The sequence below is a fragment of the Oerskovia sp. Root22 genome (assembly GCF_001429135.1).
In the GTDB taxonomy this organism is placed as follows: domain Bacteria; phylum Actinomycetota; class Actinomycetes; order Actinomycetales; family Cellulomonadaceae; genus Oerskovia; species Oerskovia enterophila.
Genome location: NZ_LMIL01000009.1, coordinates 707,723 through 732,202 on the forward strand (window position 1 = coordinate 707,723; position 24,480 = coordinate 732,202).

The 24,480-nt window shown below is 73.3% G+C and carries 29 protein-coding genes; 12 read left to right on the plus strand and 17 right to left on the minus strand.

The features are described 5' to 3' along the window. The first annotated feature begins 168 nt into the window (after window positions 1-168). From ASE15_RS20870 to ASE15_RS13660, 3 genes are read left to right on the plus strand one after another with little or no spacing between them, the layout of a single operon-like run. A complete protein-coding gene (locus ASE15_RS20870) occupies window positions 169-1,251 on the plus strand; it encodes an acyl-CoA dehydrogenase (protein WP_157277219.1) in 1,083 nt (360 codons plus the stop codon). Then, complete coding sequence (locus ASE15_RS13655; RefSeq protein ID WP_056763691.1) at window positions 1,245-2,672, plus strand: bifunctional PIG-L family deacetylase/class I SAM-dependent methyltransferase; 1,428 nt, start codon at window positions 1,245-1,247, stop codon at window positions 2,670-2,672. Before ASE15_RS20870 ends, ASE15_RS13655 begins: the two co-directional genes overlap by 7 nt. After that, window positions 2,669-3,388, plus strand: a complete 720-nt coding sequence (locus tag ASE15_RS13660) for a glycosyltransferase family 2 protein (RefSeq protein ID WP_056763694.1) — start codon at window positions 2,669-2,671, stop codon at window positions 3,386-3,388. The genes ASE15_RS13655 and ASE15_RS13660 overlap by 4 nt, the downstream gene beginning before the upstream one ends. Window positions 3,389-3,510: 122 nt before the next feature. On the opposite strand, the gene ASE15_RS13665 is transcribed toward ASE15_RS13660, so the two are convergent. The 4 genes from ASE15_RS13665 to ASE15_RS13680 all read right to left on the minus strand — a co-directional run bounded on the left by ASE15_RS13665 (window position 3,511) and on the right by ASE15_RS13680 (window position 6,460). Further along, window positions 3,511-4,089 carry a Dps family protein gene (locus ASE15_RS13665; RefSeq protein WP_056763696.1) on the minus strand — a complete coding sequence of 193 codons (579 nt, stop codon included), beginning with the start codon at window positions 4,087-4,089 and terminating at the stop codon, window positions 3,511-3,513. A gap of 122 nt (window positions 4,090-4,211) precedes the next feature. After that, complete coding sequence (locus ASE15_RS13670) at window positions 4,212-5,171, minus strand: manganese catalase family protein (protein WP_056651775.1); 960 nt, start codon at window positions 5,169-5,171, stop codon at window positions 4,212-4,214. Window positions 5,172-5,420: 249 nt separating this feature from the next. Further along, window positions 5,421-6,056, minus strand: a complete 636-nt coding sequence (locus ASE15_RS13675; protein ID WP_056651772.1) for a hypothetical protein — start codon at window positions 6,054-6,056, stop codon at window positions 5,421-5,423. After that, window positions 6,053-6,460: a hypothetical protein gene (locus ASE15_RS13680; RefSeq protein ID WP_056651770.1), complete on the minus strand. Its 408-nt coding sequence runs from the start codon at window positions 6,458-6,460 to the stop codon at window positions 6,053-6,055. The genes ASE15_RS13675 and ASE15_RS13680 overlap by 4 nt, the downstream gene beginning before the upstream one ends. A 57-nt stretch (window positions 6,461-6,517) precedes the next feature. On the opposite strand from ASE15_RS13680, the gene ASE15_RS13685 reads away from it, so the two are divergent. Together ASE15_RS13685 and ASE15_RS13690 are read left to right on the plus strand one after the other, a co-directional pair. Continuing rightward, entirely contained in the window at window positions 6,518-7,786 is a 1,269-nt protein-coding gene (locus ASE15_RS13685; RefSeq protein ID WP_056651767.1) for a PEP/pyruvate-binding domain-containing protein, read from the plus strand. Between the two features lie 11 nt (window positions 7,787-7,797). Beyond that, window positions 7,798-8,409: a histidine phosphatase family protein gene (locus ASE15_RS13690; RefSeq protein ID WP_056763698.1), complete on the plus strand. Its 612-nt coding sequence runs from the start codon at window positions 7,798-7,800 to the stop codon at window positions 8,407-8,409. A gap of 24 nt (window positions 8,410-8,433) precedes the next feature. Here ASE15_RS13690 and ASE15_RS13695 read toward each other — a convergent pair whose 3' ends face one another. The 3 genes from ASE15_RS13695 to ASE15_RS13705 form a co-directional block, all read right to left on the minus strand. Further along, entirely contained in the window at window positions 8,434-10,029 is a 1,596-nt protein-coding gene (locus ASE15_RS13695) for an MFS transporter (protein WP_056763700.1), read from the minus strand. Between the two features lie 112 nt (window positions 10,030-10,141). Beyond that, window positions 10,142-11,362 carry an RNA polymerase sigma factor gene (locus tag ASE15_RS13700; RefSeq protein WP_056763702.1) on the minus strand — a complete coding sequence of 407 codons (1,221 nt, stop codon included), beginning with the start codon at window positions 11,360-11,362 and terminating at the stop codon, window positions 10,142-10,144. Then, window positions 11,359-11,799, minus strand: a complete 441-nt coding sequence (locus ASE15_RS13705) for a YciI family protein (protein WP_056763704.1) — start codon at window positions 11,797-11,799, stop codon at window positions 11,359-11,361. The genes ASE15_RS13700 and ASE15_RS13705 overlap by 4 nt, the downstream gene beginning before the upstream one ends. 238 nt (window positions 11,800-12,037) lie before the next feature. Between ASE15_RS13705 and ASE15_RS13710 the strand changes: the two genes are divergently transcribed. Both ASE15_RS13710 and ASE15_RS13715 read left to right on the plus strand, forming a co-directional pair. Beyond that, window positions 12,038-12,634, plus strand: a complete 597-nt coding sequence (locus tag ASE15_RS13710) for a SigE family RNA polymerase sigma factor (RefSeq protein WP_082618430.1) — start codon at window positions 12,038-12,040, stop codon at window positions 12,632-12,634. Then, window positions 12,627-13,706 (plus strand): hypothetical protein, encoded by a 1,080-nt coding sequence (locus ASE15_RS13715; RefSeq protein ID WP_056763707.1) that lies wholly within the window; start codon window positions 12,627-12,629, stop codon window positions 13,704-13,706. Before ASE15_RS13710 ends, ASE15_RS13715 begins: the two co-directional genes overlap by 8 nt. Before the next feature lie 30 nt (window positions 13,707-13,736). Here the strand turns inward: ASE15_RS13715 and ASE15_RS13720 are convergent, their stop codons facing one another. The 7 genes from ASE15_RS13720 to ASE15_RS13750 all read right to left on the minus strand — a co-directional run bounded on the left by ASE15_RS13720 (window position 13,737) and on the right by ASE15_RS13750 (window position 17,234). Further along, window positions 13,737-14,333 carry a GNAT family N-acetyltransferase gene (locus ASE15_RS13720; protein ID WP_200960550.1) on the minus strand — a complete coding sequence of 199 codons (597 nt, stop codon included), beginning with the start codon at window positions 14,331-14,333 and terminating at the stop codon, window positions 13,737-13,739. Between the two features lie 92 nt (window positions 14,334-14,425). Next, window positions 14,426-15,013: a hypothetical protein gene (locus tag ASE15_RS13725; RefSeq protein ID WP_056763709.1), complete on the minus strand. Its 588-nt coding sequence runs from the start codon at window positions 15,011-15,013 to the stop codon at window positions 14,426-14,428. Next, window positions 15,010-15,570 carry a DUF6286 domain-containing protein gene (locus ASE15_RS13730; RefSeq protein ID WP_056651741.1) on the minus strand — a complete coding sequence of 187 codons (561 nt, stop codon included), beginning with the start codon at window positions 15,568-15,570 and terminating at the stop codon, window positions 15,010-15,012. The genes ASE15_RS13725 and ASE15_RS13730 overlap by 4 nt, the downstream gene beginning before the upstream one ends. Next, window positions 15,567-16,007, minus strand: coding sequence for an Asp23/Gls24 family envelope stress response protein (locus tag ASE15_RS13735; RefSeq protein ID WP_056763712.1), 441 nt, complete (start codon window positions 16,005-16,007; stop codon window positions 15,567-15,569). The genes ASE15_RS13730 and ASE15_RS13735 overlap by 4 nt, the downstream gene beginning before the upstream one ends. After that, window positions 16,000-16,179, minus strand: coding sequence for a hypothetical protein (locus ASE15_RS13740; RefSeq protein ID WP_056763714.1), 180 nt, complete (start codon window positions 16,177-16,179; stop codon window positions 16,000-16,002). Before ASE15_RS13740 ends, ASE15_RS13735 begins: the two co-directional genes overlap by 8 nt. 39 nt (window positions 16,180-16,218) lie before the next feature. Then, window positions 16,219-16,677 carry an Asp23/Gls24 family envelope stress response protein gene (locus tag ASE15_RS20875; RefSeq protein ID WP_157277220.1) on the minus strand — a complete coding sequence of 153 codons (459 nt, stop codon included), beginning with the start codon at window positions 16,675-16,677 and terminating at the stop codon, window positions 16,219-16,221. Further along, window positions 16,674-17,234, minus strand: coding sequence for an Asp23/Gls24 family envelope stress response protein (locus ASE15_RS13750; protein ID WP_056763716.1), 561 nt, complete (start codon window positions 17,232-17,234; stop codon window positions 16,674-16,676). The genes ASE15_RS20875 and ASE15_RS13750 overlap by 4 nt, the downstream gene beginning before the upstream one ends. 163 nt (window positions 17,235-17,397) lie before the next feature. Here ASE15_RS13750 and ASE15_RS13755 point away from each other — a divergent pair, with 163 nt between their 5' ends. From ASE15_RS13755 to ASE15_RS13770, 4 genes are all read left to right on the plus strand, one after another. Then, entirely contained in the window at window positions 17,398-17,964 is a 567-nt protein-coding gene (locus ASE15_RS13755; RefSeq protein ID WP_056763719.1) for an RNA polymerase sigma factor, read from the plus strand. Further along, on the plus strand, window positions 17,961-18,419 hold the full coding sequence (locus tag ASE15_RS13760; RefSeq protein ID WP_157257642.1) for a hypothetical protein: 459 nt from the start codon (window positions 17,961-17,963) through the stop codon (window positions 18,417-18,419). Before ASE15_RS13755 ends, ASE15_RS13760 begins: the two co-directional genes overlap by 4 nt. 99 nt (window positions 18,420-18,518) lie before the next feature. Next, on the plus strand, window positions 18,519-19,127 hold the full coding sequence (locus tag ASE15_RS13765) for a hypothetical protein (protein WP_056763722.1): 609 nt from the start codon (window positions 18,519-18,521) through the stop codon (window positions 19,125-19,127). Between the two features lie 29 nt (window positions 19,128-19,156). After that, window positions 19,157-19,948 (plus strand): glycosyltransferase family 2 protein, encoded by a 792-nt coding sequence (locus tag ASE15_RS13770; protein WP_082618431.1) that lies wholly within the window; start codon window positions 19,157-19,159, stop codon window positions 19,946-19,948. Between the two features lie 8 nt (window positions 19,949-19,956). Here the strand turns inward: ASE15_RS13770 and ASE15_RS13775 are convergent, their stop codons facing one another. Further along, a complete protein-coding gene (locus ASE15_RS13775; protein ID WP_056763724.1) occupies window positions 19,957-20,625 on the minus strand; it encodes a response regulator transcription factor in 669 nt (222 codons plus the stop codon). Continuing rightward, window positions 20,622-21,794: a sensor histidine kinase gene (locus ASE15_RS13780; RefSeq protein ID WP_056763727.1), complete on the minus strand. Its 1,173-nt coding sequence runs from the start codon at window positions 21,792-21,794 to the stop codon at window positions 20,622-20,624. The genes ASE15_RS13775 and ASE15_RS13780 overlap by 4 nt, the downstream gene beginning before the upstream one ends. A 170-nt stretch (window positions 21,795-21,964) precedes the next feature. On the opposite strand from ASE15_RS13780, the gene ASE15_RS13785 reads away from it, so the two are divergent. Next, complete coding sequence (locus ASE15_RS13785) at window positions 21,965-22,915, plus strand: alpha/beta fold hydrolase (RefSeq protein ID WP_056763867.1); 951 nt, start codon at window positions 21,965-21,967, stop codon at window positions 22,913-22,915. Between the two features lie 241 nt (window positions 22,916-23,156). Here ASE15_RS13785 and ASE15_RS13790 read toward each other — a convergent pair whose 3' ends face one another. Beyond that, a complete protein-coding gene (locus ASE15_RS13790) occupies window positions 23,157-24,452 on the minus strand; it encodes an MFS transporter (protein WP_082618432.1) in 1,296 nt (431 codons plus the stop codon). Window positions 24,453-24,480 lie beyond the last annotated feature (28 nt).

Below are 24,480 nucleotides of genomic sequence, written 5' to 3' on the forward strand. Positions count from 1 at the left end.
GGTGGCCTGCCCCGGGTATCTCCCCCGTCCGGTCTGCTGCATGTTAGCGCTCACACACGGCAGGGTGTCAAGGTCGCCCTCTCGGCGACGCAGGACATGTCCCTGCCGCGTGCGAGCCGTCGCGACCCGGCCTACGGTGCGGAGACCTCGAACCCTTCTGGAGTCGCCTTGACCGCACTGCCCACCACGGCGCGGCCCACCGCCGTCGTGCTCGACCCCTCCCGCCCGGACGCCGGGCGGGCTCTCCGACTGACGGCGGCACTCGCCGACGTCCCCGTCCTGCGGGGAGACGTCGGCCCGGCCCTCGCCTGGGCGGCCCGCGTCGGGCGGACCGTCCCCGTCGCCAGCACCGGAGGGGTGCTCGAGCCCTGGGAGCTGCTCGCCTCGACCGCAGCGGTGGACGTCGGGGTGGCCCGCGTGCTCGAGCCGCACCTCGACGCCCTCTCGATCCTTGCCCAGGTCCCCGGTGGCGTGGACCTGGCCTCGATCGGCGCCGACGAGGACAGCACCTGGGGGGTCTTCGCCGCCGAGGGGCCCGGGGTACGCCTCGAGGCGGCACGGTCGACCGAAGGCTGGCAGCTGACCGGCACCAAGCCGTGGTGCTCGCTCGCCGCCTCCCTCTCCCACGCACTCGTGACCGCATGGGCCGGGGACGGACGTCGGCTGTTCGCCCTCGACCTCCGGGCGCCGGAGGTCAGCCCCGACCCGGGACCGTGGGTGGCTCGAGGGCTCCCGGAGATCGTCAGTGCGCCCGTGCGTCTGCGGGCGGCCCCCGCGGTGCCTGTCGGCGGCCCGGGGTGGTACCTCGAGCGGCCGGGCTTTGCGTGGGGCGGCATCGGTGTCGCCGCCTGCTGGTGGGGCGGGGCCGTGGGCCTGGCACGCGAGCTCTTCGCGTCGACGCAGCGTCGAGACCCTGATCAGCTCGCGCTCGCCCACCTGGGCGCGGTCGACGTCGCTCTCTCGGGCGCCCGGGCCTCGCTCGCAGAGGTGAGCCGACTCGTCGACGAGGCCACGACCGAGGCGCTCGCGCCGGGGGTGCTCGCCCGTCGAGCGCGAGGTGTCGTGGTCCGGGCCGTGGACGAGACGGTGAAGCACTGCTCCCACGCTCTGGGTCCAGGGCCGATGACCGTCGACGAGGGCTACGCGCGCCGGCTCGCCGACCTCACGCTCTACGTGCGCCAGCACCATGCCGAGCGCGACGACGCCTCGCTCGGACGTGATCTCGTCGCCCGCACGAGCGCACCGTGGTGAGGTTCGACCACCGGGACGCCGGGACCAGCGAGGCCGCGTGGCGCGCCAGCGGGTTCCTCGACCGTCTGCCCCCACTCGTGGTGTCCGCGGCCACCCCGCACCTCGTCGTGCTCGCTGCGCACCCCGACGACGAGGCGCTCGGGGCCGCGGGCCTCCTGGTACGGTCCTCGCGCCGAGGAACTCCTGTCACCGTGGTCGTCGCGACGGACGGCGAGGGGTCGCACCCCGGCTCCCCGACCCACTCTCCGGCGGACCTCGCAGCACGGCGTCGCCTCGAGCTTGTCGAGGCGGTCGCCTGCTTGGCACCAGACGCCGACGTGCGCTTCCTGGGCCTGCCCGACGGCGGCCTGCGCGAGCATCGGGCCGCGCTGCACCAGGAGCTGAGCAAGGTGCTGGTCTCGGTCGGACCGAGCGACAGAGCGCCCACCGTGGCCCCACCGGGCCGGCTGCTGCTGTGCGCGCCGTGGCGCGGGGACGGACACCGCGACCACCGCATCGCGGGCGAGGTAGCGGCCGCGGTCGCTGCGGAACAGGATGCGCAGCTGGTGCAGTACCCGATCTGGTGGTGGCACTGGGCCTCTCCCGATGACGTCAGCGACCAGGTGACGATGAGACGGCTGACGCTCACACCGGACGAGAGGGCCGCCAAGTCCCGGGCCGTGTCGGCGTACCGGTCCCAGGTGAGTCCCCTCTCGCCCGACCCCCGAGACGCCGCGGTGGTCGGCCCCGAGATGCTCCTGCGCGCCGAGCGTGAGGTGGAGGTCTTCGTCGCGGACGAGCCGCGGGGCGCTGCCCCCGTCCAGGCTGCCGCCAGGACCACGGCGGAGACTCTTCCGGTGGCCTTCTTCGACGACTTCTACCGGGGGCGGAGCGATCCGTGGGGGTTCGAGACCCGGTGGTACGAGAGGAGGAAGCGGGATCTGACGCTCGCCGCGCTGCCTCGGCCTCGCTTCCGGGCCGGGGTGGAGATCGGTTGCTCGACCGGGGTCCTGACGGCCTCCCTGGCCGCCCGGTGCGACCGGATGACGGGTGTCGACCTCGCGCAGGCTCCGCTCGACGCGGCCCGCAGGCGTCTCGGGCAGGCCGTGGAGCTCTTGCGCCTCGAGGTGCCGCGAGAGTGGCCCCCGGGGCGGTTCGACCTCGTGGTCCTCTCCGAGGTCGGCTACTACTTCAGCGCAACCGACCTGGAAACGGTGATCGACCGGGCCCTGGAGTCCATGAGCGACGACGGCGTGCTGGTCGCCTGCCACTGGCGGCACCCGGTCGCCGGGTACCCGCTCGGCGGGGACGAGGTGCACGCCGCCCTGGCCGCCCGACCTGGTCTCGCCCGGCTCGCACGTCACCTCGAGCAGGACTTCGTGCTCGACGTCCTCGTCCGCCCCCCTGCCGTGTCCGTGGCCACCGCGGAGGGTCTCGCATGACCCCGGCGGACCGGGTGACGGGGCTCGCCGTCGTCGTCCCGGTGAACGACGAGGAATCGCTGCTGCCCCGGTGCCTCGCCGCGCTGGGGGTGGCCGTCGGAGCGTTGAGGAGCGCGCGGCCCACGGTCCGGGTCGAGGTCGTGATCGTCCTCGACGACTGCGTGGACGGCTCGGCGAGGATCGCGAGAGCTGCACCGTTCACCGTGATCGAGACGTGCCACCGCAGGGTCGGAGCAGCACGCGCCTCGGGCGTCGCCGCAGCACTCGAGCGACTGGGCCCGGGTGGGTCAGGCTCCTGGGTCGTCAGCACCGATGCGGACTCTGCTGTCCCCGCACGGTGGTTGACCCACCAGCTCGATCTGGCCGAGGACGGCGCGGACGTGGTGATCGGCACGGTGCGCCCGGACTTCGCGGACCTCTCTGCGGAGCAGCGCGAGGCATGGGTCGCGACCCACGCCCCGGGCCACGCGAACGGGCACGTGCACGGCGCCAACCTGGGGATCCGCGCGGACGTCTATCTCGCGGCGGGCGGGTTTCCGGGGGTCGCCGAGCACGAGGACGTGGGCCTGGTGGAGCGCGCCCGGCTCGCGGGCGCCCGTGTCGTCGCCTCGGACGCGGGCTGCGTCCTGACGTCGGGCCGCTCGACGGGTCGCACTCCCGGCGGCTACGCGCGGCACCTGCGGGAGGATCTCGTGCCGGCATCTCGGGTCGGTTGAGCCGGCCGCGTACCGGGCCGACGGCGCCTCCCGGACGCGCCGGCCCCGTCACCATCGCACGGGTCCAGGGACGACGCGTCCCCCTGCCCGCAGGTGCGAGCAGGGGGACGGCGCGTCGTCGGTCAGGCTTCCTTCTTGGCTGCGGCCTCCGCCTTGCGAGCGGCACCGGTCTCGGTCGTCGCGCCCGAGGTCGAGAGCTCGCCGCCCGAGGACTCGAGGTGCGCGCGGACGAACCAGTGGAACAGCTCGAGGTCGCGCAGGTGACCGACCAGGAGGTCGTTGGTCACGGTGTCGAGGTCCTCGGTGTCGGCGGCGGCCTGGCGGTGGTCGGCGATGACGCCCCGGTAGACCTCGTCGAGGGCACCGAGATGGGCGATCGTCGACGCACGGCCGAGGCTGTAGTCCTCCCAGGTGCGCTCGGCGACGATCGCGCCCGGCGTGCCGCGCGGCGGGACGCCCAGGGTCGCGATGCGCTCGGCCGTGCTGTCCACCATCTCGCGGACGGCATCGACCTGCGGGTCGATCATCTCGTGGACCGCGATGAAGTGCGGCCCCACAACGTTCCAGTGGATGTGCTTGAGCGTCAGCGCCAGATCGTTGAGCGCGTGGAGACGCCCCTGCAGGATCGCGGCGACCTTCCCGCCGTCCTCCAGGGTCAGCGACGGGACGGTGTACTCGGGCAGCTCCTTGCGGACAGCCATGTAGTCCTCCTCGATGCTCGTTCCTTCAGCCTTCTTCAGCGCAGTGCGCTTCCTCCATCGTGGCCGCGTGGCAGAGACCTTGCAGCGCGAGCCGTGGTGAGACGCGCCACGTCCCCCGTGCGCTAGGCCTTGCTGGTCGGTGCGAACAGGGGTTCTGCAGCCGTGGCCATCTCGAGGTCGGCCGTCGCCTGGATGAGCGCGAGGAGCTCGGGATCGAGACCGGGAGAGAACTCCTCGTACCGTTCCCGGGCGATGGTCGACGGCACGCCGGGCGGGGCCTGCTCGGTCGCGTCGAGCTCCGTCCCGTCGTTCGAGGGCGACATCCCCTGGAAGATCCGCCCGGCCTCCGAGGCACCCTCGAGGTCGAACGTGTACTGCTTGGACTGAAGCCCCAGGTCGACGAGCTTCTTGACCTCGGGGAACTTCTCAGCGTTCGTCTTGGGTATGGGCAGCAGCTTGCCCCAGTCGACACCCAGCGTCTCGAGGGCCCGGGCATAGGCGTTCTCGTGCGCCTGGTCCCTGACGATCAGGTAGGAGATCGTCGACCGGGCGGTCTTGTTGTCGGTCATCTCGTAGATCCGGCACTTCTGCAGACGTCCCGTGGACTCGAGCATCAGGTTGTAGAGCAGGTCCAGGACGAGGTTCCCCGAGTTGTAGACGTAGCTGCCGCTCCACGGGTTGCCGGCTGCGTCGACGGGCAGGGCACCTTGAGCGGCGACCAGGTAGTGATGGATGTTGCCCTCCCCCAGGGCCAGGTCGAGCGGTGTCTTCCCGCCGGCTCCGGGCGTGTCCAGGGGGTCGGTCTTCTTACCGTTGTAGCGCGGTGAACCGTCGAGGAGTCGAGCGATCGTCGTGCCGATCAGCTCGACGTGGCTGATCTCCTCGGTCCCGATCCCCTGGAGCAGGTCCCGGTACGGCTTGCCCGTCGGGCCGCGGAAGTTGATGCTCTGGAACAGGTACTGCATCATCGTCCGCATCTCGCCGAACTGGCCACCCAGGCCTTCCTGGAGGGCGTTCGCGGCCGCCGGGTCGGGTTCGTCCGCCACGATGTCGTTGATCAGTCGCTGCACGTGCAGATACATCTCGAGCCTCCTCGGTGAAACCGATGTGGATCCGTCCACCGTGCGCTCCACGTGCACCGCCGGCCTCTGGGGCGCCCGGACAGCCCTGGGGACTGCGAGTCGCCCCACCACCGTCTACGGTCGTCAGAGGACCGTCCTGTCACGGACGCGGCGCGCACAGCGGCCCCCGACCGGCCGCCATACCGCCGCTCGACCGACCGAGCGGGGCGGGGTGGTGACCTGGTCGGACATGCGGGGCGCGCGGCCGTCTCAGCCCCCTAGACCTCGATCGACGCCGAGCGTCGCGACGAGGTCCTCGTGGAGCTCGAACCACACCCGGTGGCACGACTCGACGTCGGTGCGGTCGACCCAGCCGCCGTCACCCGCCTGCACCCGGCGGAGCGCGGCGGCGAACCGCACGTCATAGCCCGAGAACCGGGAGAGCACGTCGCCGAGCCGTCGCACGAGCGGTGCGAGCGCGCGGTCGAGCGCGGCGAGCTCGCCCAGCACCTCGGCGTCCCACGCCGGGTCGGTGTGGTCGTTGGCGGCGAGACGGTCGCCGGGCGTGGGCCGCAGCTGCCAGGCCGTGCACGCCTGCTGCAACCGCGCGTTGAGCGGGAGGAAGTCGCGGTGGACCTCCCTCACGTCCTCGGCGCGCCCCGTGCGCGTGAGCTCGGCCGCGAGCTGCCGCTCGTTCTCGGCGCGCCCCGCGACCGTGAGCGACCACCCCGCGAGGCCCGCGAAGGCCGACCGCTGGACCCAGCCGCGCGCCTCGGCGTCCTCGAGCAGCTCCCCCGTCTCGTCCTGGTCTGTCCCGAACCGGCGGGCGAGCCACGGGACGTCGGCGAACCCGACGACGCGCACGGCGTGCAGGACGAGCAGGTCGACGGGCGAGTCCTGGGTCACGTGCGCTCCTCCTGCTTGGCCGCGAGCCGCTGGTAGTGCTGCTGGCACGCCTGCGGCGAGTTGAATCCCATCGCGTCGGCGATCTGGGCCCAGGTCAGTCCCGCGCTGCGGGCCGTGAACAACAGCGCGTCCTCGAGCCCGGCCACCTCCGCCCGGGCCGCGGGCAGGAGCGCGAGCGCGCTGAGCAGGTCGGTCGGAGCCAGCTCGGACGAGCGCCAGAGCGCGAAGCGCGCGAGGTCCACGGCCGACGGCGGCACGGGGGCAGGCTGCCACGGGCGGTCCGCGAGCGTGTCCGCACCGAGGCCCAGGAGGTGGGTGCGCGCGTCGTGCTCGCGGCGCGCCTGGTCCTGGTCGGCACCCGCCGTCTCGTGCCCTGCACTGGCCAGGTCCTTCTTGCGTGACATGCGACGATCCTGCACAATCAACAGATTGTTGTCAACAATCTGTTGAAGGCGGTACGGATGATCATCCCCCTCGCACAGGCGGAGCGGGAGACGTGCGGAGGCAAGGCAGGCACGCTCGGGATGCTCGCGCGCGCGGGGTTCGCGGTGCCCGACGGGTTCGTCGTCCCCTTCGGCGTGCCGCTCGACGTGCACGGCCTCGTGGAGCCGCGTCCCGCAGCAGAGCCCGGCCGGTCGGACGCCGACGTCCCGCTCCCCACTTCCCTGGTCGACGCGCTGGCACGGGGGCTCCGTGCGCTGGGCGACCCGCCCGTCGCCGTGCGCTCGTCGGCGGCCGGCGAGGACACGGCGCGCGCGTCGGCCGCGGGGCAGCACGAGTCGGTCCTCGCAGTCCAGGGTCCCGACGCCGTCGCGCACGCCGTGCGCACCTGCTGGGCCTCGCTGCACTCGCCGCGGGCGAACGCCTACCGCCGAGGCAGCGCGCAGGACGCTCCGGAGGACGGCGCATCCATGGCAGTCCTGGTCCAGCGCCTCGTGGACGCCGACGCCTCCGGGGTCCTGTTCGCCCCCGCCGCGCCGGGCGGCGTGACCGAGATCGAGGCCTCGTGGGGACTCGGGCCCAGCGTCGTCGAGGGCAGGGTCGCCCCGGACTCCTACCGGGTCCGGGGCGACGGTGCCGTCGAGCTCACCGTCGGCCGCAAGGGGACCCGGCTCGACCGGAGGGGCCCGGGGGTCGTCGCGACCCCGGTGAGCGCGGACGACCGGGACCGCCCCGTGCTCGACGACGCGACCACCCGACGGCTCGCCCACCTGGGGCAGCGCGTCGTCGAGGCGCTCGGCGGTGCCCAGGACGTCGAGTGGGCCCTGGCCGGGGAGACTCTCTGGATCCTGCAGGCCCGGCCCGTCACTGCGGACCTCCCTTCGTGGTCACCGGCGCCCGCTCCGCCGGATCAGGACCCGGGGGCCGGGGTCCTGACCGGCATCCCGGGAAGTCGTGGCGCGGCGACCGGGCCCGCGCGGATCGTCCGCGACGCGTCCGACTTCTCGCGGGTGCGTCCGGGCGACATCCTGGTCTGCCCGTTCACCGACCCCGCGTGGACTCCCCTGCTGCACGTCGCCGCAGGGGTCGTCACCGAGACCGGGGGCGTGCTGTCGCACGCGGCGATCGTGGCCCGCGAGCGCCGCATCCCCGCGGTCCTGGGCGTCCCCGGGGCGACCACGTCGATCCCCGACGGCAGCATCGTCACGGTCGACGGTTCGAGCGGCACGGTCACGACGGGGCGAGCACGTCGACGCCTCCTGCACCTCCCGCGAACACCTGACCCCTGAGAGGACCGTCCGTGGGAGCACGTCGTCTCTACCTCGTCCGGCACGGCGCGGCCGACGCGTTCGGCGAGCTCACCGCCGTCGGTCGCCGGCAGTCGCGGCTGGTGGGCGAGCGCCTCGCCCGGGTGCCCGTGACGGCCGTCTGGCACTCCCCTCTCCCCCGCGCCGCCGCGAGCGCGCGCGAGCTGGCTAGGTATCTGCCGCAGGCGCGCACGAGCGAGGCTGCCGAGCTCGTCGACCACGTCCCCTACGTCCCGCCGCCCGACGAGATGCCCCGGTCCTGGGCCGGGTTCTTCGACGGCTGGGACGAGGCCGAGGCGAGCGCGGGGCGCCGGACCGCCGACGCGCTGGTCGCACGCTTCGCGTCGGCGCCCGACCCGGCGGTCCACGGCAGCGACGACGTCCACGAGGTGCTCGTCACGCACGACTACCCGATCGCGTGGCTCGTGCGGCACGCCCTGGACGCGCCGCCCGCGCGCTGGCTCGGCCTGAGCAGCGCCAACGCCGCGCTCACGCTCGTCGAGTACCGGGCCGGGCTGCCCCCCACCCTCGTGGTGCTCAACGACATGGCCCACCTGCCGACCGCTCTGCGCTGGACGGGGTTCCCCGGCCCGGCGCGACCGTGACGGCACGGGGACAGGCCCGCCCGGTCAGCCCAGGTCCAGGCCGTCGAGCGACGAGCGGGGCGTCTGGTCCGGCAGGCGCAGCATACGGAACGAGTTGGCCAGCCCGAGCAGCCCGGCGAGGAGCGGGACCAGCAGGGCCACCTGCAGCGACCGGTTGCGGGCGCGGTCGTTGATGGCCAGCACCTCGGCCTCGACCTCGGGGGGCTGCCCCGTGATCTGCTCGGCGAGCCGGGACGTGCTCATGACCTCCGCGTCCTCCTCGAGCGTGGCGGCGATCTGCTGCTGCTCGGCGGCCGGGATGACCTCGCTGCTCTGCGTCATCTGCGTGAACCCCAGCGAGAGCGCGGCGAGCATGATGCCCCCGGCCATGGCGAGACCGAACGACAGACCGAACGACCCCGCGGCCGAGTTGACGCCTGCCGCCTCGCTGACACGCTCCTCCTCGACGGGCGCGAGCGTGTAGTTGTTGAGCTGCGACACCAGCAGGCCCAGTCCGCAGCCGGTGATCGCGAGCGGGAGGACGAGGTACCACCCGCTGTCCACGCGGGGGACGAACGGGATGACGAGCCCGATCCCGATGCTCGCCAGGAGGAAGCCCGTGCGGATGATCGCCGCGGGACGACGGGCTCCCGAACGCCTGCCCGCCACGACCGCTGCCGCGAACATCGTCAGGGACAAGGGGGCGAGGGACAGCCCGGCCTGGAGGGCGTCGTACTCGAGGGTCATCTGGAAGAAGAGCGGAAGCGCGATCATCGCGCCTCCCAGCGTGATCTGCTGCAGCATCTGCCCCGTGACGCCCGTCGTGAAGTGCGGGTGGCGGAACAGGTCCGGGTCGAGGAGCGGGACCCGGTGCGCACGCTTGCGGCGTTGCAGCCATCGCGCGAGCAGCACGAGCGCGACGACCCCGACGGCCATGAGCGCGCCCACGAGCTCGCCGCCCTCCTGCCAGACGAGGATCCCGAGCACCACACCACCCATGCCGATCACGGACAGCACCGCGCCCACGACGTCGACCTGTCGGGAGCCCGTGAACGGGACGTCCCGGACCAGACCGATCTGGCTCAGGACGACCGCGATGATGACCACCTCGAGCGCGAACCCGACCCGCCACGAGAGGTAGGTCGTGACGAACCCGCCGAGGAGCGGGCCGACCGCTGCGGCGATCGCGGCCGACGCCCCGACCAGCGCGTACGCCTTCTTCTGGTCCGTGCCCGAGAAGTTGCCGTGGATCAGCGACTGCATCGCGGGCAGCAGCAACGACGCGCCCAGCCCACCCACGATCGCCCAGAACACGACGATCGCCGTGAGGCTCTGCGCGAGCGTCATGGCCAGCGCACCGGTCGCGTACGCGAGCAGGCCCAGGACGTAGGCCCGCTTGCGGCCGATCAGGTCGCCCACCTTGCTGTTGATGAGGATGAACGCCGCGGAGACCAGCGCCTCGAGGGCGATCGCGGACTGCACGCCGCTCGCGGTGGTGCCCAGGTCGTCGACGACCGCCGAGATCGACACGTTCATGAGCGACGTGTCGACGACCAGGACGAACATCGCCGCCGCGAGCAGCAGCATGAGCCGGCGGCTCCCCGTGGACTCGGGAGCGGCGCCCTCCGGTGTGGTGCTCATGTGCCCGCCTCGGCTCCGGGTGCCTCGCCCGCTCGTGCGGGCGGCGTCCAGGTGACGGTCGAGGGCGCCCTGGGGCCAGCCTAGGGACACCGAGGAGGTCGTGCGCGGCGGGTCAGCCCGCGGTCGCTGCCAGGCGCGCAACCTGGGCGGCCAGGTGCCGCTGCTCGGGAAGGCTCGTCGCGCGGGCCGCCGCCCGACGGTAGTGCTCGAGCGCCGCCGTCGGGCGCCCGGCGCGTTCCAGGAGGTGCGCGCGGACGACGTCGACCCGGTGCGGGTCGCCTGGGACCGGGCCGAGCCCGTCGAGGACCACGAGCCCCGCGACCGGTCCCTCGACCATGGCGACCGCGACCGCGCGGTTGAGCGTGACCACGGGGCTGCCCGTCATGCGCTCGAGCAGCCCGTAGAGGCCGACGATCTGCGGCCAGTCGGTGTCCTCCGCCCGCTGCGCCCGGTCGTGCGCCGCGGCGATCGCGGCCTGGAGCTGGTACTCGCCGACGTCGCCGCGCGCGAGCGCCCGGTCGAGCAGCGCCAGCCCCTCGGTGAGCAGGGTGGCGTCCCAGCGCGCGCGGTCCTGCTGGGCGAGCGGCACGACGTCGCCGGCCGCGTCGGTCCGGGCCCGCCGTCGGGCGTCCGTGAGGAGCATGAGGGCCAGCAGGCCGCTCACCTCGGGGTCCTCGGGGACCTCCTGGTGGAGCCGACGGGTCAGGCGGATCGCCTCGTCGGTCAGGTCCACGCGCTGGAGCGCGGGGCCGGCCGAGGCCGTGTGCCCCTCGGTGAAGACGACGTACAGCACGTGCAGGACCGGCCGCAGACGCGCGGGCCGCTCCTCGGGGCCCGGCACGGTCAGCGGCTCGCCCGACGACGCCACCTTCTGCTTGGCGCGGCTGATGCGCTGGGCCATGGTCGCCTCGGGGACGCCGAAGGCCCGGGCGATCTCGAGCGTGGTGAGGCCACCGACCGCTCGCAGCGTGAGAGCGACGGCCGACGGCGGGGTGAGCGCCGGGTGGCAGCAGGCGAAGAGGAGCGCGAGCGAGTCGTCGCGCGCGGAGGGCTCGGCGCCCGGCACCTCGCTCGCCGCGAGCGCCCGCTCGCGCCGGCGGCGAGCGATCTCGCTGCGCTGGGCATCGACCAGGCGCCGCGAGGCGACCTGCTGCAGCCACGCACGGGGGTGCCCTGGGACGCCCTGCGCGGCCCAGCTCGTCACGGCCGCGAGGAGGGCCTCCTGGACGGCGTCCTCGGCCCCGGCGAAGTCGCCCGAGCGGCGTGCGAGCGTGCCGAGGACCTGCGGCGCGAGATCGCGCAGCAGGTCCTCGACGGCAGGGTCGGACGTCAACGGGCTCCCTTCGCCGTGTCGAGGAACGCAGCCATCTCGGCAGCGTCCGACGGCGAGTCGTCCATGATCCGTCGCACCTGGATCGGCTGCTGCGTGGGCCGCCCTCCGCGCCCGGGCACGGCCGAGACCCGCGCGGCGATCTCGAGCGCCCGCGCCTCGGACTCCACGTCGACGATCTGGTACCCGGCGAGCCACTCCTTGAACTCGGCGAACGGCCCGTCGGTCACGACCGGTGCCGAACCGTCCGACCGCACCACCTTCGCGAGGTCGGGGCCCGTGAGGACCACGGTCTCGACGAGCTCCCCGCTCGCGACGAGCTCGGCGTTGAGCGCCCCGTAGTACTCGAGGTGCGCCGTCACCTCCTCGGGCGTCCACTCGTCCATCGGCGTCTCGTCGACCCCCGACCGGAAGTCCACGCCCACCAGGTATCTGGCCATCGGTCTCTCCTCACGTCCGTCGTGCCCAGCGTGGCACGCTCACCCCGTGGTCGGAACCGGTCGAGCGTTCTCGACAGGGGGACAGGGTCGAGAGGTCGAGGCTGACGACGCGCGGCCGCGGGCACGTGCTGGGGCGAACGGGCCCTGCGAAGAAACCTCGAAACCCGATCGAGCCGAGAGGGAACCGATCGGTGGGCTCGTGCGTGGTGGAAGGGTATGCAGGGATGTCGTGGGTCAGATGACGAGCACTGAGGCGGGCGTGACGGAGGACGAGATCCTGTGGGCGGACGGCGCCGCGGACCGGTACCTGGCTGCCGGGAAGGTGAACCGCGACGCGGAGTTCGTCGACTTCGTGGAGACGCACGGCGGCCGCCTGGAGAGGATCGCGTTCCTGATCAGCGGCGACCACCACCGGGCCGAGGAACTGTGCCAGGCCACGCTCGAACGGACATATCGGTCCTGGGCGCGCGCGCGGGACGGCGACCCCTTCGTCTACGCGAGAAAGATCCTGACGAACCTCAAGATCGACACGTGGAGACGCACCCGGCGTGAGGTCCTGCTCGAGCCCGAGGGCCGCCCCTCGGGTGCGGTCCCGGATCACACGGCGGAGATCACCGTGCGGGACGAGCTCGTGCGCGCCTTGCTGCTCCTGCCGGTCCGGCAGAGACGCGTGGTCGTCCTGCGCCACCTGCTCGACCTGTCCGAGGCCGAGGTCGCCCGTGAGCTGGGCCTGCCGCACGGAACGGTGAAGTCCAACGCCTCGCGGGGGCTCGCCCGGCTCCGCGCAGAGCTGACCAGCACGACCACCCCGACGGCGGGAGCAAGCCATGACTGACGACGACGACTTCGCAGCGGACCTCCGCACTCTCGCCGATGAAGCGATCCCCGTCGGGCACATGTCCGGCCCGCCGACTCTCGCCCTGGTCAAGCGCCGCTCGCGCAGACGCTCGGCGCGGGTCGCTCTGGTGTCCGTCATGTGCGGAGCACTGATCGCCCTGGGCGCCATAGCCCTGCCGCGTGTCGGGATCGCCACGATGGCGCCGGCGTCCTCGACACAGCTCGCGCCCGGGATCGAGGTACCCGCCGACCCGACGACGTCCGCGCGCACCGGCGGGGGGCTGGTCGTCGACACCAGGGTGCCCGGCTGGACAGCCGGCACGCGACTCTTCGTCGTCAGCAGACTCAGCACCCAGGATCGAGCCGTCAACGCCGTGTACGAGGGGGACGACGCCGACCTCCGAGAGCTCCGGGCCGGGAACGCCGCCGGCACGATGCTGCTGAGCTCGGACGCCACCGCGGCCTCGGCGACCTCTCCCGACGGTGACCACCAGGTCGTCATCGGCCTGGGAGTCCCCCCGGAGGCCTCCGCCGGCGGGCCGCCCGGCCGGAACGAGCGGCGTCTGATCTCCTGGGACCTGTTCCCCGCCGCGGACGGCACCCTCGTCTCCTCGGTGGTCCTGCCCGACTCGCTGATGAAGGACGCGGCCGGCCTGCCCCTCGACGTCATCTCGCTCAGCAAGGTCGATGGCGAGATTCCCGCGTTCGGTGGCTTCTACTCCATCAGCGCCTACCGCAACGGGGTCGGCCTGGACGGCTGCCTGGGTGACTGCTCTGCCATCTTCACCGACGAGAGCTCGACCGCCTTCCCGAACGACGGCCCCCAGGGCGTCGCACGGGCGCAGCGCCTGACCGTCGCGAGCGCCATCGAGGACGCCGTTGCCAGGGCAGAACTCGCCGGGGAGTCCCGACCCTCACCCTGGGCGGTGTGCGTCGACGTCCGCGAGGAGCTCGACCGCGCCACGGGGGCCGAGAGAACCGACGACGACCGCCTCGTCCAGTGCATCCTCAGCACGTCGGACTGGACCGCCCATGAGGCTGAGATCGCCTCCGCTGACGGGACCGGCTGACAGCCCGATCTCGACGCCCCGACGGACGCGCTACTCGTTCGAGCGCGCGCCGGCCGGGGCCGGGCCGCCCGTGGAGACCCAGGAGCCGAAGGGTTCGTCAGGCATGTCCTCGTCGGTCTGCTCGGTCCCGCAGACCACCAGGCCCCGCGCCTGGTAGTTCGCCAGCGCGGCGGGACCGTCGAGCGTGCAGGTATGGACCCAGACGCGGGCGGCCGGCGGGAGGTCGGCCCGCTCGGCCAGAGACCAGGCAGCCGCGATGCCGTGCTCGAGGAGCCGGCCACCCAGGCCGCGGCCGATCGCCCGCTCGGCCAGGCCGAAGTACCGGATCTCGACGTGCGTCCCGCTCGCATCCACGAGGGGCTGGAGATGGACGTAGCCCCAGGGACCGCCCTCGCCGTAGAGGACCCAGAACTCCGTCCCCGGCACCTCGAGCTCCTCGACCCACTGCTCACGCGTCCAGCCGAGCCGCTCGGTCCAGAACCACGGTCCGCCCACCAGGCCGTAGAGGAAGCGGGCGTACTCGGGAGCGACGTCGACGGTCCGCTCGAGGCGTACCTCGTCGGGCAGGGCGCGCGGCGTGGCCACGGGCGGCTGGAGCATCTGGAGCGTCGTGATGGTGACCTTCACGGGACTCAAGGGTAGAGGCCCCGGCCGGGACGTCGTCTGCCGACCGGCCTCGGACCGCGACGCACCGCGAAGGCCCGGCGACGCCGCGGCGGTCAGGCGACGCGAGCCGCGCGGTCTGGGCGGCGGCTGCTCCTGATCCTCAGGGTGGTGCGGGAGCGGAGCCTGTCGTCGGGCAGGACGGTCGCGGCGTCGGCGAGGAGGCGGTCCAGCCGGGCGGCGAGAGCGGGCAGGTCGGTCGCCGGGTCGACGGTGACGACCAGGCTCAGGACGAGCTCGGGCCCCTCGTCGTGCAAGGTGGCGGTCGCTCGGTGGACGGAAGGGATCTGCTGAGCCGCGTGGGCCGTCGCGTTCGCCACGGCGTCTCGGGAGATCCGCAGGCGCATGGTCCGGGTGGAGCCGGGCAGGTCCTGTTCGGGGACGGAACGGGCCGGCAGGTGGGCAAGCATCCACCACAGCGCGACGACCGCGAGGAGGACGGCGACCGCGCCGGCCGCGTAGGGCCACCACGGCTGAGCCACGGCATCCTGGGTGGCTGTCGTGTCGATCGCGTCAGGGACGCCGTCGAAGAGCTCGGCCAGGGTTCCCGTGGTCCACAGCAGGGCGGTGGCACCGACGACGACGAGCACGAGGCCGGCGAGGGCGAGCAGGGCGCGGTCGAGTCGCAGGACGGTGCGGTTCATGATCGTTGCCCTTCGCCGGGTCGCACGGTCAGGCGCGGCGGTTGCTCGAACGCCGAGAGCTGGTGGGAGACCTCGGCACGGACGTCGTCGAGGATGTCCGCGGACCCGGTCGAGCGGACCGTGACCCGCACCGCGGTGCGGGAGACCGACGTGCTGGTGCCCAGCACCCCGGGCACGTCGCGTGCCGTCGCGTTCACCCAGCGCGCGACGTCGGCGGAGCGCACGTGGATCCCGCTGGTGGCGGCGATCCGCCGGGTGGTCCGCGGACGGGGGCGGACGGCCTGCCACACCAACCAGAGGCCGAGCAGGGCGAGCACCACGCCGGCCGCTCCCACCCACGTCTCGGGCTGCAGGCCGTCCAGGGAGTCCGCGAGCGAGGCGATCCAGCTGGTGCCGGCGCCCCGCAACGCCACGAACGACGCCTGTCCGGCGAGCACCGCGACGGCCAGCAGGACGACCGCCAGGAAGAAGGCCCACGAGGTCAGCGCGAGCCCGGCCCGAGGCGACCTGGCCGGAGCGGGGACGTGCTGCGTGGATGGTGCCGTGGGTGTGCTCATCGGACTCGCTGCTCCTTGGGCGGACCGGCGACGTCGGACGGGTCGACGATGCGAGCCACGGTCGTACGGACCTCGTCGACCTGCACCCCGGTAAGGACGAGGAGCTGGTCGGTCACGGCTTCGCACACCTCGCGAGCGACACGTGCGGCCGGGTAGGGCCAGACCAGGGCGATCTCGAGGAGGACGCGGGCACGGTCGCCGGCTCGTGAGCACACGACCTGGGGATAGCTCCTGCCCAGGGCTCTCCCCACCGTCCCGGCCGTGGCCGCAGCTGGCGCGACGCCCGCGACGCCGAGCACCGCCGCGCGGGTGACCTTGTCGACCACCCGGTCGGCGACCCGCAGCACTCCCCGGTCCGCGGCGTCGACCGCCTCGGCGCGGACGTCGGGCCACGGTTCGTCGAGGAGGACGTCGCCGCCCCGAGCCGGGTCAGACATGACGTCGGCTGCGGAAGGCTGCGCCGAGGTCGATGCGGCCCTCGATCTGGGCCGCGACGAGCCATCCGACGCCCCCGAGGACGACGGCGAGGAGGAATCCCCAGAATCCCCCGAGGATCGCGGCGATGGCGAGCAGGAGGCCGGTGAGAAGACCGGTCGTGGACACGGACATGTGTACTCCTTGGACGGCGCCCGGTCAGGGCGGTGACGATCATGTCGGCGAGGGCTCGACGTCCTCGACGAAGACGTGGACCGGCTCCGAGACCAGGGCGCGCACGGCCTCGTGGACGTTGCCGGCGACCTCCGGGATGGGGCGCCCGGCGGAGACCACCAGGTGCACCTCGGCCTCGTCGGGCCGGAGCCTCACCCCGGTGACGGCACGACCCGGCAGGTAGGTGGCGACCTCCCCGAACGCCCCGGCGTGCAGGCGCACGACTCCCGGCACAGCGAGCACCGCCGCCACCACCCGGTCCGCCAGGTCCTCCTGGTCGGCGACGTCCGCGACGTCACCCGCAGAGGCACGAGGTGGACGAGGAGGAGAGGCGGCGAGAGGCCGCCCCACGGGCGAGGTGTCGAACGCTGCCGCGACGTCCAGGGGTGTCGGGGCGACGGGCTCGGCGTCCCGGCTGGACGTCGGAAGCCCGGAGGATCCCGGTGACGAGGTGGTCATCGCACTCGCCCGCCACCTTCCTCGCCCTCACCGCCGGCCGAGGACTGCTCCCGCGACGAGGACCGCCCCGAGCTCAAGTCGGCGTCGTCGTCGGGCAGATGGACGTCGTTGACGTCGATGTTGACCTCGGTGACCTCGAGCCCGGTCATGCGTTCGATCGAGGTGATGACGCTCCGCCGGACCGCCTGCGCCAGGTCGGCGATCGAGACCCCGTAGTCCGCGACCAGGTCCAGGTCGACTGCGGCCTGTCGCTCGCCGACCTCGACGTGGACGCCGGAGGTGGTGTCGCTGCCGCTCCCGGGGATGTACTCGCGGAGGGCGCCGAACGCCCGGGCCGCTCCCCCGCCCACGGCATAGACGCCCTGGACGTTGCGGGTCGCGATACCCGCGATCTTGGCGACCACCTGGTCCGCGATCGTCGTGGTGCCGTGCTCGGAGGCCAGGGCCGACACGTGCTCCGAGCTCTCGCGCGGCGCACGTGCCAGGCTGTTGTCCCGGGGTCGTGCTGAGGCCCCCGCAGCCGGGGTTCCCGTGGTGGGGGTGCTCTGCTCGCTCATCGTCGGCTCCTCGTGCTCAGGCTGACCCGCCCGGTCCGGGCGGTCTGGACGTTCCCCAGTGAGTGCTGACCTAGGACCGATACGTCACGCGCTCGCGAGTGTGATCTGCGTCACACGTGCGCCGCGGCTGGCGAGTCCGCCGAGGATCGATATCGTCGGACGGATGGAACCCCTCGACGCGGGTGGCGGCTCGGGGACGGCCTCGGACCTGTTGCTCGCACGCCGGGCTGCGCTCCGTGACCGAGACGCGTTCACCCAGCTCGTCGACCGGCACGGCCCGGCGCTCTACCGATACGTCCTGCGGATGGTCCACGATCCTGAGGTCGCCGCCGACTGCCTCCAGGACACCCTGGTGGCCGCGTGGACCGGGTTCGCCGAGTTCCGCGGAGAGTCCACCCCGCGCACCTGGCTCTTCGGGATCGCCACCCGCCAGGCCTATCGGCACCGGAGCCGCGTCGCGCTGCAGCCCGGTCCTCTGCCCGACGACCTCGTCGAGACCGCGACGCACCGACCCGACCAGGACGCCGTCGACAGCGCGCTCGTCGAGGCCCTCGACATCGCCCTGCTCGGTCTGCCACCGTTGCAGAGGTCGTGCTGGCTGCTGCGCGAGATCGAAGGACTGCACTACGCCGAGATCGCGCTGATCCTCGGCACGACCCACGACGCCGTACGCGGGCTCCTCCACCGGGCCCGCTCCACGCTGGCCGAGACGATGGAGGGATGGCGATGAGCGACGAAGCCGTCCTCGACCGCGCCACGCAGGCACTGCGGCGTCACACCGACCGAGGGTGGACCGTCGTGCGGGAGAACGCACTCCTCAGGGCGCTGTCCGCCTTCCGCCCCTCTGCCCCGGTCCGCGGTCGCACGGCCACCCCCGCGGGCGCTGCGGACTACTTCGTCGCGGCCGACGTCGTGGTCGCGGCGCTCCGCGAGAGCGTCGCCGCGGTGCCGAGCGCCGCGCCGCTCACGATCACCTGCTCGACCGACGACCACGACCGGCTCGTGGCCGTCACGATCGAGATCGTCGCCGCGTTCGACGATCCGCTCCTCCCGCTCGCCGCCGCCGTCCGTCGCGCCGCGACCTCCCGCCTGCGGATCGTGCTCGGCGACCTCGCCCCCCTGGCCGGCGCGGTCGCCGTCCACGTCGCCATCACCGACGTCACGGACGACCCGCGCGAGCTCTAGGTGTGCGCCCGTACCAGCGCCGTTGCCCGCGCCGCCGCCGGACGACCCGCGCTGTCCCGTTCCCGCGCGAGTCGCCGTGAGCGTCGCTAGGTTTGCCCGATGACCACCGGCGAGATCCGCGGACGCAGCACAGCGTGGACCGCCGCGGGTGACCTCGTGCGGGTCCTCGCCGGGATCGCGGTCCCCGTGGGCGGCCTGCTCTACGGCCCGGTCGGGATCGCCCTGCTCTCGCTCGTGCTGCTCGGCACCGTGCTCCCCCGCGCGATCGGGCTCGACGGGCCCGTCGACCCTGCCATCGGCCTGACCCTGTCGGCCGCGGCCTGGATCAGCCTCCTGGACCTCTATGCCCTGGCCTCCTGGCTCGATCTCGTCGTACACCTGGTGGCGACCGCCGTCCTCACGGTCCTCGCCTATGCCCTCCTCGTGTTCCTGGGGGCCCTTCCCGTGCCCGGTGCGATGCTCGCCCGATCGACCGGGGCAGGCGCTCGCCACGACGGGTCCGGCCTCTCCCGCCCACGTCTCGGTGGTGTGGTGACGGCGACGGCGCTCGGCGTCCTCCTCTCGCTGCTGTGGGAGGTGGGCGAGTGGGCCGGCGCCACCTTCGTCGACGAGTCGATCAACGTCGGCTACCGGGACACGCTCGGCGACCTCGTCGCAGGCGGGGTCGGCGCCCTCCTCGCCGGGCTCTTCCTGGTGAGGCGTCCGTGAACCGGGCGGCCTCGGGCTGCGCCATTCCGATGACGGTCGTCATCCCCGTCAAGGACGACGCCGTGCTCCTCGAGAGCTGCCTGTCCGCGATCGCTCGACAGACCCGGCCCCCGCACGAGGTGATCGTGGTCGACAACGCCTCCTCGGACGACAGCGCGGCCGTGGCGCGCCGCGCGGGCGCGCGCGTGATCAGCGAGACTCGGCCCGGCATCGCTGCGGCTGCGTCCACCGGGTACGACGCCGTCCCGACCGGCATCATCGTGCGCTGCGACGCCGACACCCTTCCTCCCGAGGACTGGCTCGAACGGGTGCACCGAGCCTTCGCCGACGACCCAGGGCTGGCCGCCCTCACCGGTTCGGGCTTCTTCTACGACCTGCCGGCGGTCCGTGGTCGCCTCGCCCGGATCTTCTACCTGTGGGGCTACTACGGGGGGATGCGCGCCGCCATCGGCAACGTCCCCCTGTGGGGGTCCAACATGGCGATGCGCGTCGACGCCTGGCGCGGGGTCCGTCGCCACGTCCACCGGTACGACGCGCTCGTGCACGACGACACCGACCTCAGCTTCCAGCTCGGCAGCACCGCCCGTGTCCGCTACGACCCCCGGCTCGTCGTCGGCGTCTCAGGGCGCACCTTCGAGTCCGTGGCCGCCGTGCGCCGACGCTTCCGGCTCGCGTGGCACACGCTTGCCGTGAACTGGGCCGACAGCCCGCCCTGGGACAGGTGGTCGGCGCGGATCACGTCCAGGTGGCGCCGCCACCCACCCCCCGCCCAGGGTGCGGTTCGGCGACGGCCACGATCACGTCGGCCCCCACGAGGCTGAAGCCACCGTCACGGCCGCGCCGTGACCAGACCCGACTCGTAGGCCAGGATCACCAGATGAGCCCGGTCGCGCGCGTGCACCTTGGCCATGATCCGGTTGACGTGCGTCTTGGCGGTGTGCGCGGAGATCACGAGCTCGGCCGCGATCTCCTGGTTGGTCAGGCCGCGGGCCACGAGCAGGAACACCTCGCGCTCGCGCTCGGTGAGCCGGTCGAGCCCCTCGTCCTCCCACGCTCCCGCTCGAGGGCTCTGCCGGCGCACGAAACGCTGGACGAGCGCCCGCGTCGCGGCCGACGACAGCAGCGCCTCGCCCAGGTGGATCGTGTGGACCGCGCGCACGATGTCCTCGGGCTCGGCGCCCTTGCCGATGAACCCGCTCGCCCCCGCGCGCAACGCCGCGACGACGTACTCGTCCTCCTCGAACGTCGTCAGGACGAGCACGCGCGTGGTGGCCCCCGTCGGACCGGCGCAGATCTGCTCGGTCGCGGCGATCCCGTCGAGCTCGGGCATCCGGATGTCCATGAGGACGACGTCGGGAGCCAGCTCCGCGGCGGCGCGGACGGCCTCGCGGCCGTTCGACGCGTCGCCGACGACCCGGATCCCTCCGCTGTCGGTGAGGATGTCGCGCACGGCCTGGCGCACCAAGGGTTGGTCGTCGACGACGAGGACCGTGATCATCGCTGTCCCCTTCCCCCGGCGCTCTGCGCGCTCGTCTCGGCGGGCAGCGTGATCTCGAGCCGGAACTCGCCGTCCGTGTCCGACGTCGTCGCGCGCCCCCGCACGGACGCGACCCGCTCGCGCAGCCCGCGCAGACCGTGACCGCTCGAGGGCGCGTCGGCGTCCTCGGCGCGCAGCGGGCTCGTGATCGTCAGGGCGAGCGCACCGTCGCCGGCTCGGACGTCCACGACCGCCCGGTCGCCACCCCCGTGCTTGTGCGCGTTCGTGAGGCCCTCCTGGACGGCGAGGTAGGCGACGTGGTCGCAGGCCGGCGAGAGCGCGACGAGGACCGGTTCCCGCCGCAGCTCGACGTGCAGGCCCGCGTCGGCGAAGCGGCGGACAAGCGCGTCGAGCTGGTCCAGCCCCGCCTGCGGGCGGAGGTCGGGCCGTTCGCCGTCGTCGTCGGCGCGCAGGAGCGCCATGAGCCCGCCGATGTCCGCGAGGACCGTCCGTGACGCGCTCCGGATGGTGGTGAGGGCCTCGCGGGCCCGTTCGGGCCGGGACTCGAGCGACGACGACGCGACGCCCGCGCTCAGGCTGATCACCGAGATCTGGTGGGCGACGACGTCGTGCAGGTCGCGGGCGATACGAACCCGCTCCTCGACCACGCGCCGTCGTGCCTCGTCCTCGCGGCCCTGCTCGGCCCGTTCTGCCCGCTCCGTCACGGCCGCGATCGCCTCGCGCCGCGACCTCGTCGCGTCACCCAGGGCTCCCGCCAGGACGATGAACGTCACGAACTGGACCGCACGCGAGTCGAACAGCTCCCCGTCGAGCGGCACCGCGCTCACGAAGAACACCACGAGGGCCGCTGCGGCCACGCACACGAGCCCGAGGGACCGCCGCGTCCGGTCGGCGACCGAGAAGGCCGTGATCATGACGGCGACGAGCGCGCTCGGGGCCAGCGTGCCCGCGAGCGCTACCGCGACGGTGCACGCCAGAGACACCCCGAGGGCGACGAGCGGGAGCCGCCGACGCAGCGGGATCACCACGACGGGCACGAGCGCGATCACGAGCAGCAGCCCCCGGGCACGGAAGAGCTCGTCGGGGAACGGCAGGACGCCGAAGAGCACGACGGCGGCGACCGCGACGACGTCGCTCAGGGGTACTGCGGCAGCTCGAGGGGACAGCACTCCCCCAGTATCCCGGCCGAGCGGTCCGGACGGATCGCCCCCGAGGGTGACGTGCGCGTACCGCGAACGCGTTACCGAGGTGACCACGCGGGGCTGACGCGCGCGGCGACCCGGCCGACGATGCTGGACCGGAGGGCGGAGCACATCAGGTGCTCCCCGGGGAGGGACGTGTGAAGAAGTCTGCGAAGAGAGCGCTCGTGACGGTGACGGTGATCGGCGCGGTGCTCGCGGTCGGCCTGGCCACGACGAGCGTGGTGAACGCCGTCGCGACCGGTCGGGAGAGCGACCGGATCGAGTCGTACGGCCGGTCCGTGACCGTCGACGGGCGGCAGATGAACGTCGTCGTGACCGGGAGCGGTCCGGTCGACGTCGTGCTCCTGCCGGGGTTCGGGACGGCCTCCCCCGCACTCGACTTCGAGCCGCTCGTCACCGATCTCGCCCAGGACCACCGGGTCGTGGTCGTCGAGCCCTTCGGCTACGGCCTGAGCGACGGCACCGACAGGGCGCGTACGACCGAGAACATCGTCACCGAGGTCCACGCGGCGCTCCAGGAGCTCGACGTCGACCGCTACGTCCTCATGGGTCACTCGATCGCCGGGATCTACGGTCTCGAGCTCGCCACGCGGTACCCGGACGAGGTGGCGGCGTTCGTCGGGATCGACACGAGCGTGCCCGGCCAGCCGAACATGGACACGACGTTCCCCACGGGCCTCATGGCCGCAGCGAAGAACCTGGGCCTGGTCCGCGTCCTGGCCGCGGTCGGCGGGGACGGGCTCGACGGCTCGGTGTACTCCGACCACGCGCGCGAGCAGATGACGATGTTCACCCACCGGAACTCGATGCGCCCCACGTATCTCGACGAGATGGCGCACATCGGCCCGAACTTCGAGCGCGCGCTCGGGACGACGTTCCCTGCCGACCTGCCGCTCCTGCTGTTCACCGAGGCGGACAACGCGACCAACCCCGACTGGCTCGCGCTGCACGAGCGGCAGGCCGCGAGCGTCGAGGACGGCACCGTGGTGCCTGTTCCGGGCGACCACTACCTCCACCACACGCACGCACCGGAGATCGCTGACGGGTTCCGGCAGTGGGAGGCGGCTCGCGACCTGACGACGGGCTGAGGACAGGTGGGCACCGGGTCGTCCCGCCCTCGTCGGAGGGCGGGGCGACCCGATCGGACGCGCGATCGATCGATCAGCCGAGCCCGCTCCGCCGCCGTCGCAGACGGGGCCCCGCGCTGTGGGCCTCCTAGGACGCGGTGCGACAGCCGCTCACCACGACCGGAGGCCGCGAGGGTGCCCGACGGCGCCGGGCGCCCTCGCGCGGCGTGCAAGCGGCCCGGCAGGCGGCAGGCGACGCGCGTCAGGCCCGGAGGGCTCGACGCGTGTCGAGGACCTGGGAGGCCAGCACGACGACCAGTCCGGCCGCCGGGACCACCAGGAGGCCCGCCCGGAGCGACGAATGGTCGGCGACGAGGCCGACGAGCGGCGGGGAGAGCAGGAAGCCGATCCGCATGAGCCAGCTCACGACGGCCAGCCCGGTCCCGGGGCGCAGGCCCGGCAGCTCGTCCGCGCCGTGCATCGCCGCGGGCACGAGGGTCGCGATGCCCAGTCCCGCCGCGGCGAACCCGGCGATCGTGCCGAGCACGGTCGGGAAGGCCAGGGCAAGGCCCATACCGACCGCGGCCAGGGCGCCGCCCGCGCGGGCCACGGCGCGCTGACCGAACCTGTCGACCACGCGGTCCCCGACGAGACGACCGACGAACTGCGCGCCGGTCAGCGCCACGAAGCCGAACGCCGCGAGCGAGAGCGGCGCTCCCAGCGACTGCGAGAGGTAGACGGCGGCCCAGGTGCTGCCCGAGTCCTCCACCACGGCGCCGGCCGCGGCGATGAGGACCAGGGCCGCGAGCGTCCCGACGCGCACGAGCAGGCCCGGGACACGGGAACCATGCGTCGCGCGGTCCGTGGCGGGTGCCACGCTCGTGGAACCCGTGCCCGAGGCGGCCCCGCCCGCGCCGTCGGCGGCCTCGACGCGGTCCGCATCCTCGGGGCCGGGCAGCAGGAACCGGTAGCACGAGAGCGCGACGGCCGCGAAGACCAGGGCCGACAGGCCCAGGTGCAGCCCCCGCGACATGCCGATCGCGACCGCACCAGCGCCCATGAGCCCGCCCGTCACGGCACCGATGCTCCACACCGCGTGGAACGAGTTGAGGATCGACCGCCCGTAGCGTCGCTGGACCCGCAGGCCGTGCGCGTTCTGGGCGACGTCGGTGATCGCGTCCATGGCCCCTGCGAGCAGGAGCCCGACCGCGAGCATGGTCCACGTCGAGGACGACCCGGCGGCCAGGACCCCCAGGCCGGTCAGGATCGTGCCCACCACCGCGACGCGCGAGGAACGCAGACGCCGGATCAGGACGCCCGCGGCGAGGCCTGCGACGAGTGCTCCCGTGGGGAAGGCCGCGATCGCCAGACCGTACTGCGCGTTGCTCAGACCGAGCTCGGCCTTGATCGCGGGGTACTCGGGAAACAGGTTGGCGAAGATGGCGCCGTTGGTGAAGAACAGCGCCGCGACGGCGACGCGGGCCCGGCGCAGCTCACGCGGGACGGCTGCGCCCCGGGCGAGGCGTGGACGTGGGCGGGCCACGGTGGTGTCGGTCATGGGTGAGGTCTCTCAGGGTCGTGGGTGG

What these genes read in the sequence shown, in the direction of transcription:
- ASE15_RS13730 (WP_056651741.1), bottom strand. Translation starts at nt 15,570, where the DNA reads ATGAGCACACCCACGGCACCATCCACGCAGCACGTCCCCGCTCCGGCC.
- ASE15_RS13775 (WP_056763724.1), bottom strand. Translation starts at nt 20,625, where the DNA reads ATGATCACGGTCCTCGTCGTCGACGACCAACCCTTGGTGCGCCAGGCC.
- ASE15_RS13755 (WP_056763719.1), top strand. Translation starts at nt 17,398, where the DNA reads ATGGAACCCCTCGACGCGGGTGGCGGCTCGGGGACGGCCTCGGACCTG.
- ASE15_RS13765 (WP_056763722.1), top strand. Translation starts at nt 18,519, where the DNA reads ATGACCACCGGCGAGATCCGCGGACGCAGCACAGCGTGGACCGCCGCG.
- ASE15_RS13750 (WP_056763716.1), bottom strand. Translation starts at nt 17,234, where the DNA reads ATGAGCGAGCAGAGCACCCCCACCACGGGAACCCCGGCTGCGGGGGCC.
- ASE15_RS13770 (WP_082618431.1), top strand. Translation starts at nt 19,157, where the DNA reads ATGACGGTCGTCATCCCCGTCAAGGACGACGCCGTGCTCCTCGAGAGC.
- ASE15_RS13790 (WP_082618432.1), bottom strand. Translation starts at nt 24,452, where the DNA reads ATGACCGACACCACCGTGGCCCGCCCACGTCCACGCCTCGCCCGGGGC.
- ASE15_RS20875 (WP_157277220.1), bottom strand. Translation starts at nt 16,677, where the DNA reads ATGACCACCTCGTCACCGGGATCCTCCGGGCTTCCGACGTCCAGCCGG.
- ASE15_RS13725 (WP_056763709.1), bottom strand. Translation starts at nt 15,013, where the DNA reads ATGAACCGCACCGTCCTGCGACTCGACCGCGCCCTGCTCGCCCTCGCC.
- ASE15_RS13670 (WP_056651775.1), bottom strand. Translation starts at nt 5,171, where the DNA reads ATGTATCTGCACGTGCAGCGACTGATCAACGACATCGTGGCGGACGAA.
- ASE15_RS13760 (WP_157257642.1), top strand. Translation starts at nt 17,961, where the DNA reads ATGAGCGACGAAGCCGTCCTCGACCGCGCCACGCAGGCACTGCGGCGT.
- ASE15_RS13680 (WP_056651770.1), bottom strand. Translation starts at nt 6,460, where the DNA reads ATGTCACGCAAGAAGGACCTGGCCAGTGCAGGGCACGAGACGGCGGGT.
- ASE15_RS13660 (WP_056763694.1), top strand. Translation starts at nt 2,669, where the DNA reads ATGACCCCGGCGGACCGGGTGACGGGGCTCGCCGTCGTCGTCCCGGTG.
- ASE15_RS13740 (WP_056763714.1), bottom strand. Translation starts at nt 16,179, where the DNA reads ATGTCCGTGTCCACGACCGGTCTTCTCACCGGCCTCCTGCTCGCCATC.
- ASE15_RS13735 (WP_056763712.1), bottom strand. Translation starts at nt 16,007, where the DNA reads ATGTCTGACCCGGCTCGGGGCGGCGACGTCCTCCTCGACGAACCGTGG.
- ASE15_RS13665 (WP_056763696.1), bottom strand. Translation starts at nt 4,089, where the DNA reads ATGGCTGTCCGCAAGGAGCTGCCCGAGTACACCGTCCCGTCGCTGACC.
- ASE15_RS13705 (WP_056763704.1), bottom strand. Translation starts at nt 11,799, where the DNA reads ATGGCCAGATACCTGGTGGGCGTGGACTTCCGGTCGGGGGTCGACGAG.
- ASE15_RS13715 (WP_056763707.1), top strand. Translation starts at nt 12,627, where the DNA reads ATGACTGACGACGACGACTTCGCAGCGGACCTCCGCACTCTCGCCGAT.
- ASE15_RS13695 (WP_056763700.1), bottom strand. Translation starts at nt 10,029, where the DNA reads ATGAGCACCACACCGGAGGGCGCCGCTCCCGAGTCCACGGGGAGCCGC.
- ASE15_RS13685 (WP_056651767.1), top strand. Translation starts at nt 6,518, where the DNA reads ATGATCATCCCCCTCGCACAGGCGGAGCGGGAGACGTGCGGAGGCAAG.
- ASE15_RS13710 (WP_082618430.1), top strand. Translation starts at nt 12,038, where the DNA reads ATGACGAGCACTGAGGCGGGCGTGACGGAGGACGAGATCCTGTGGGCG.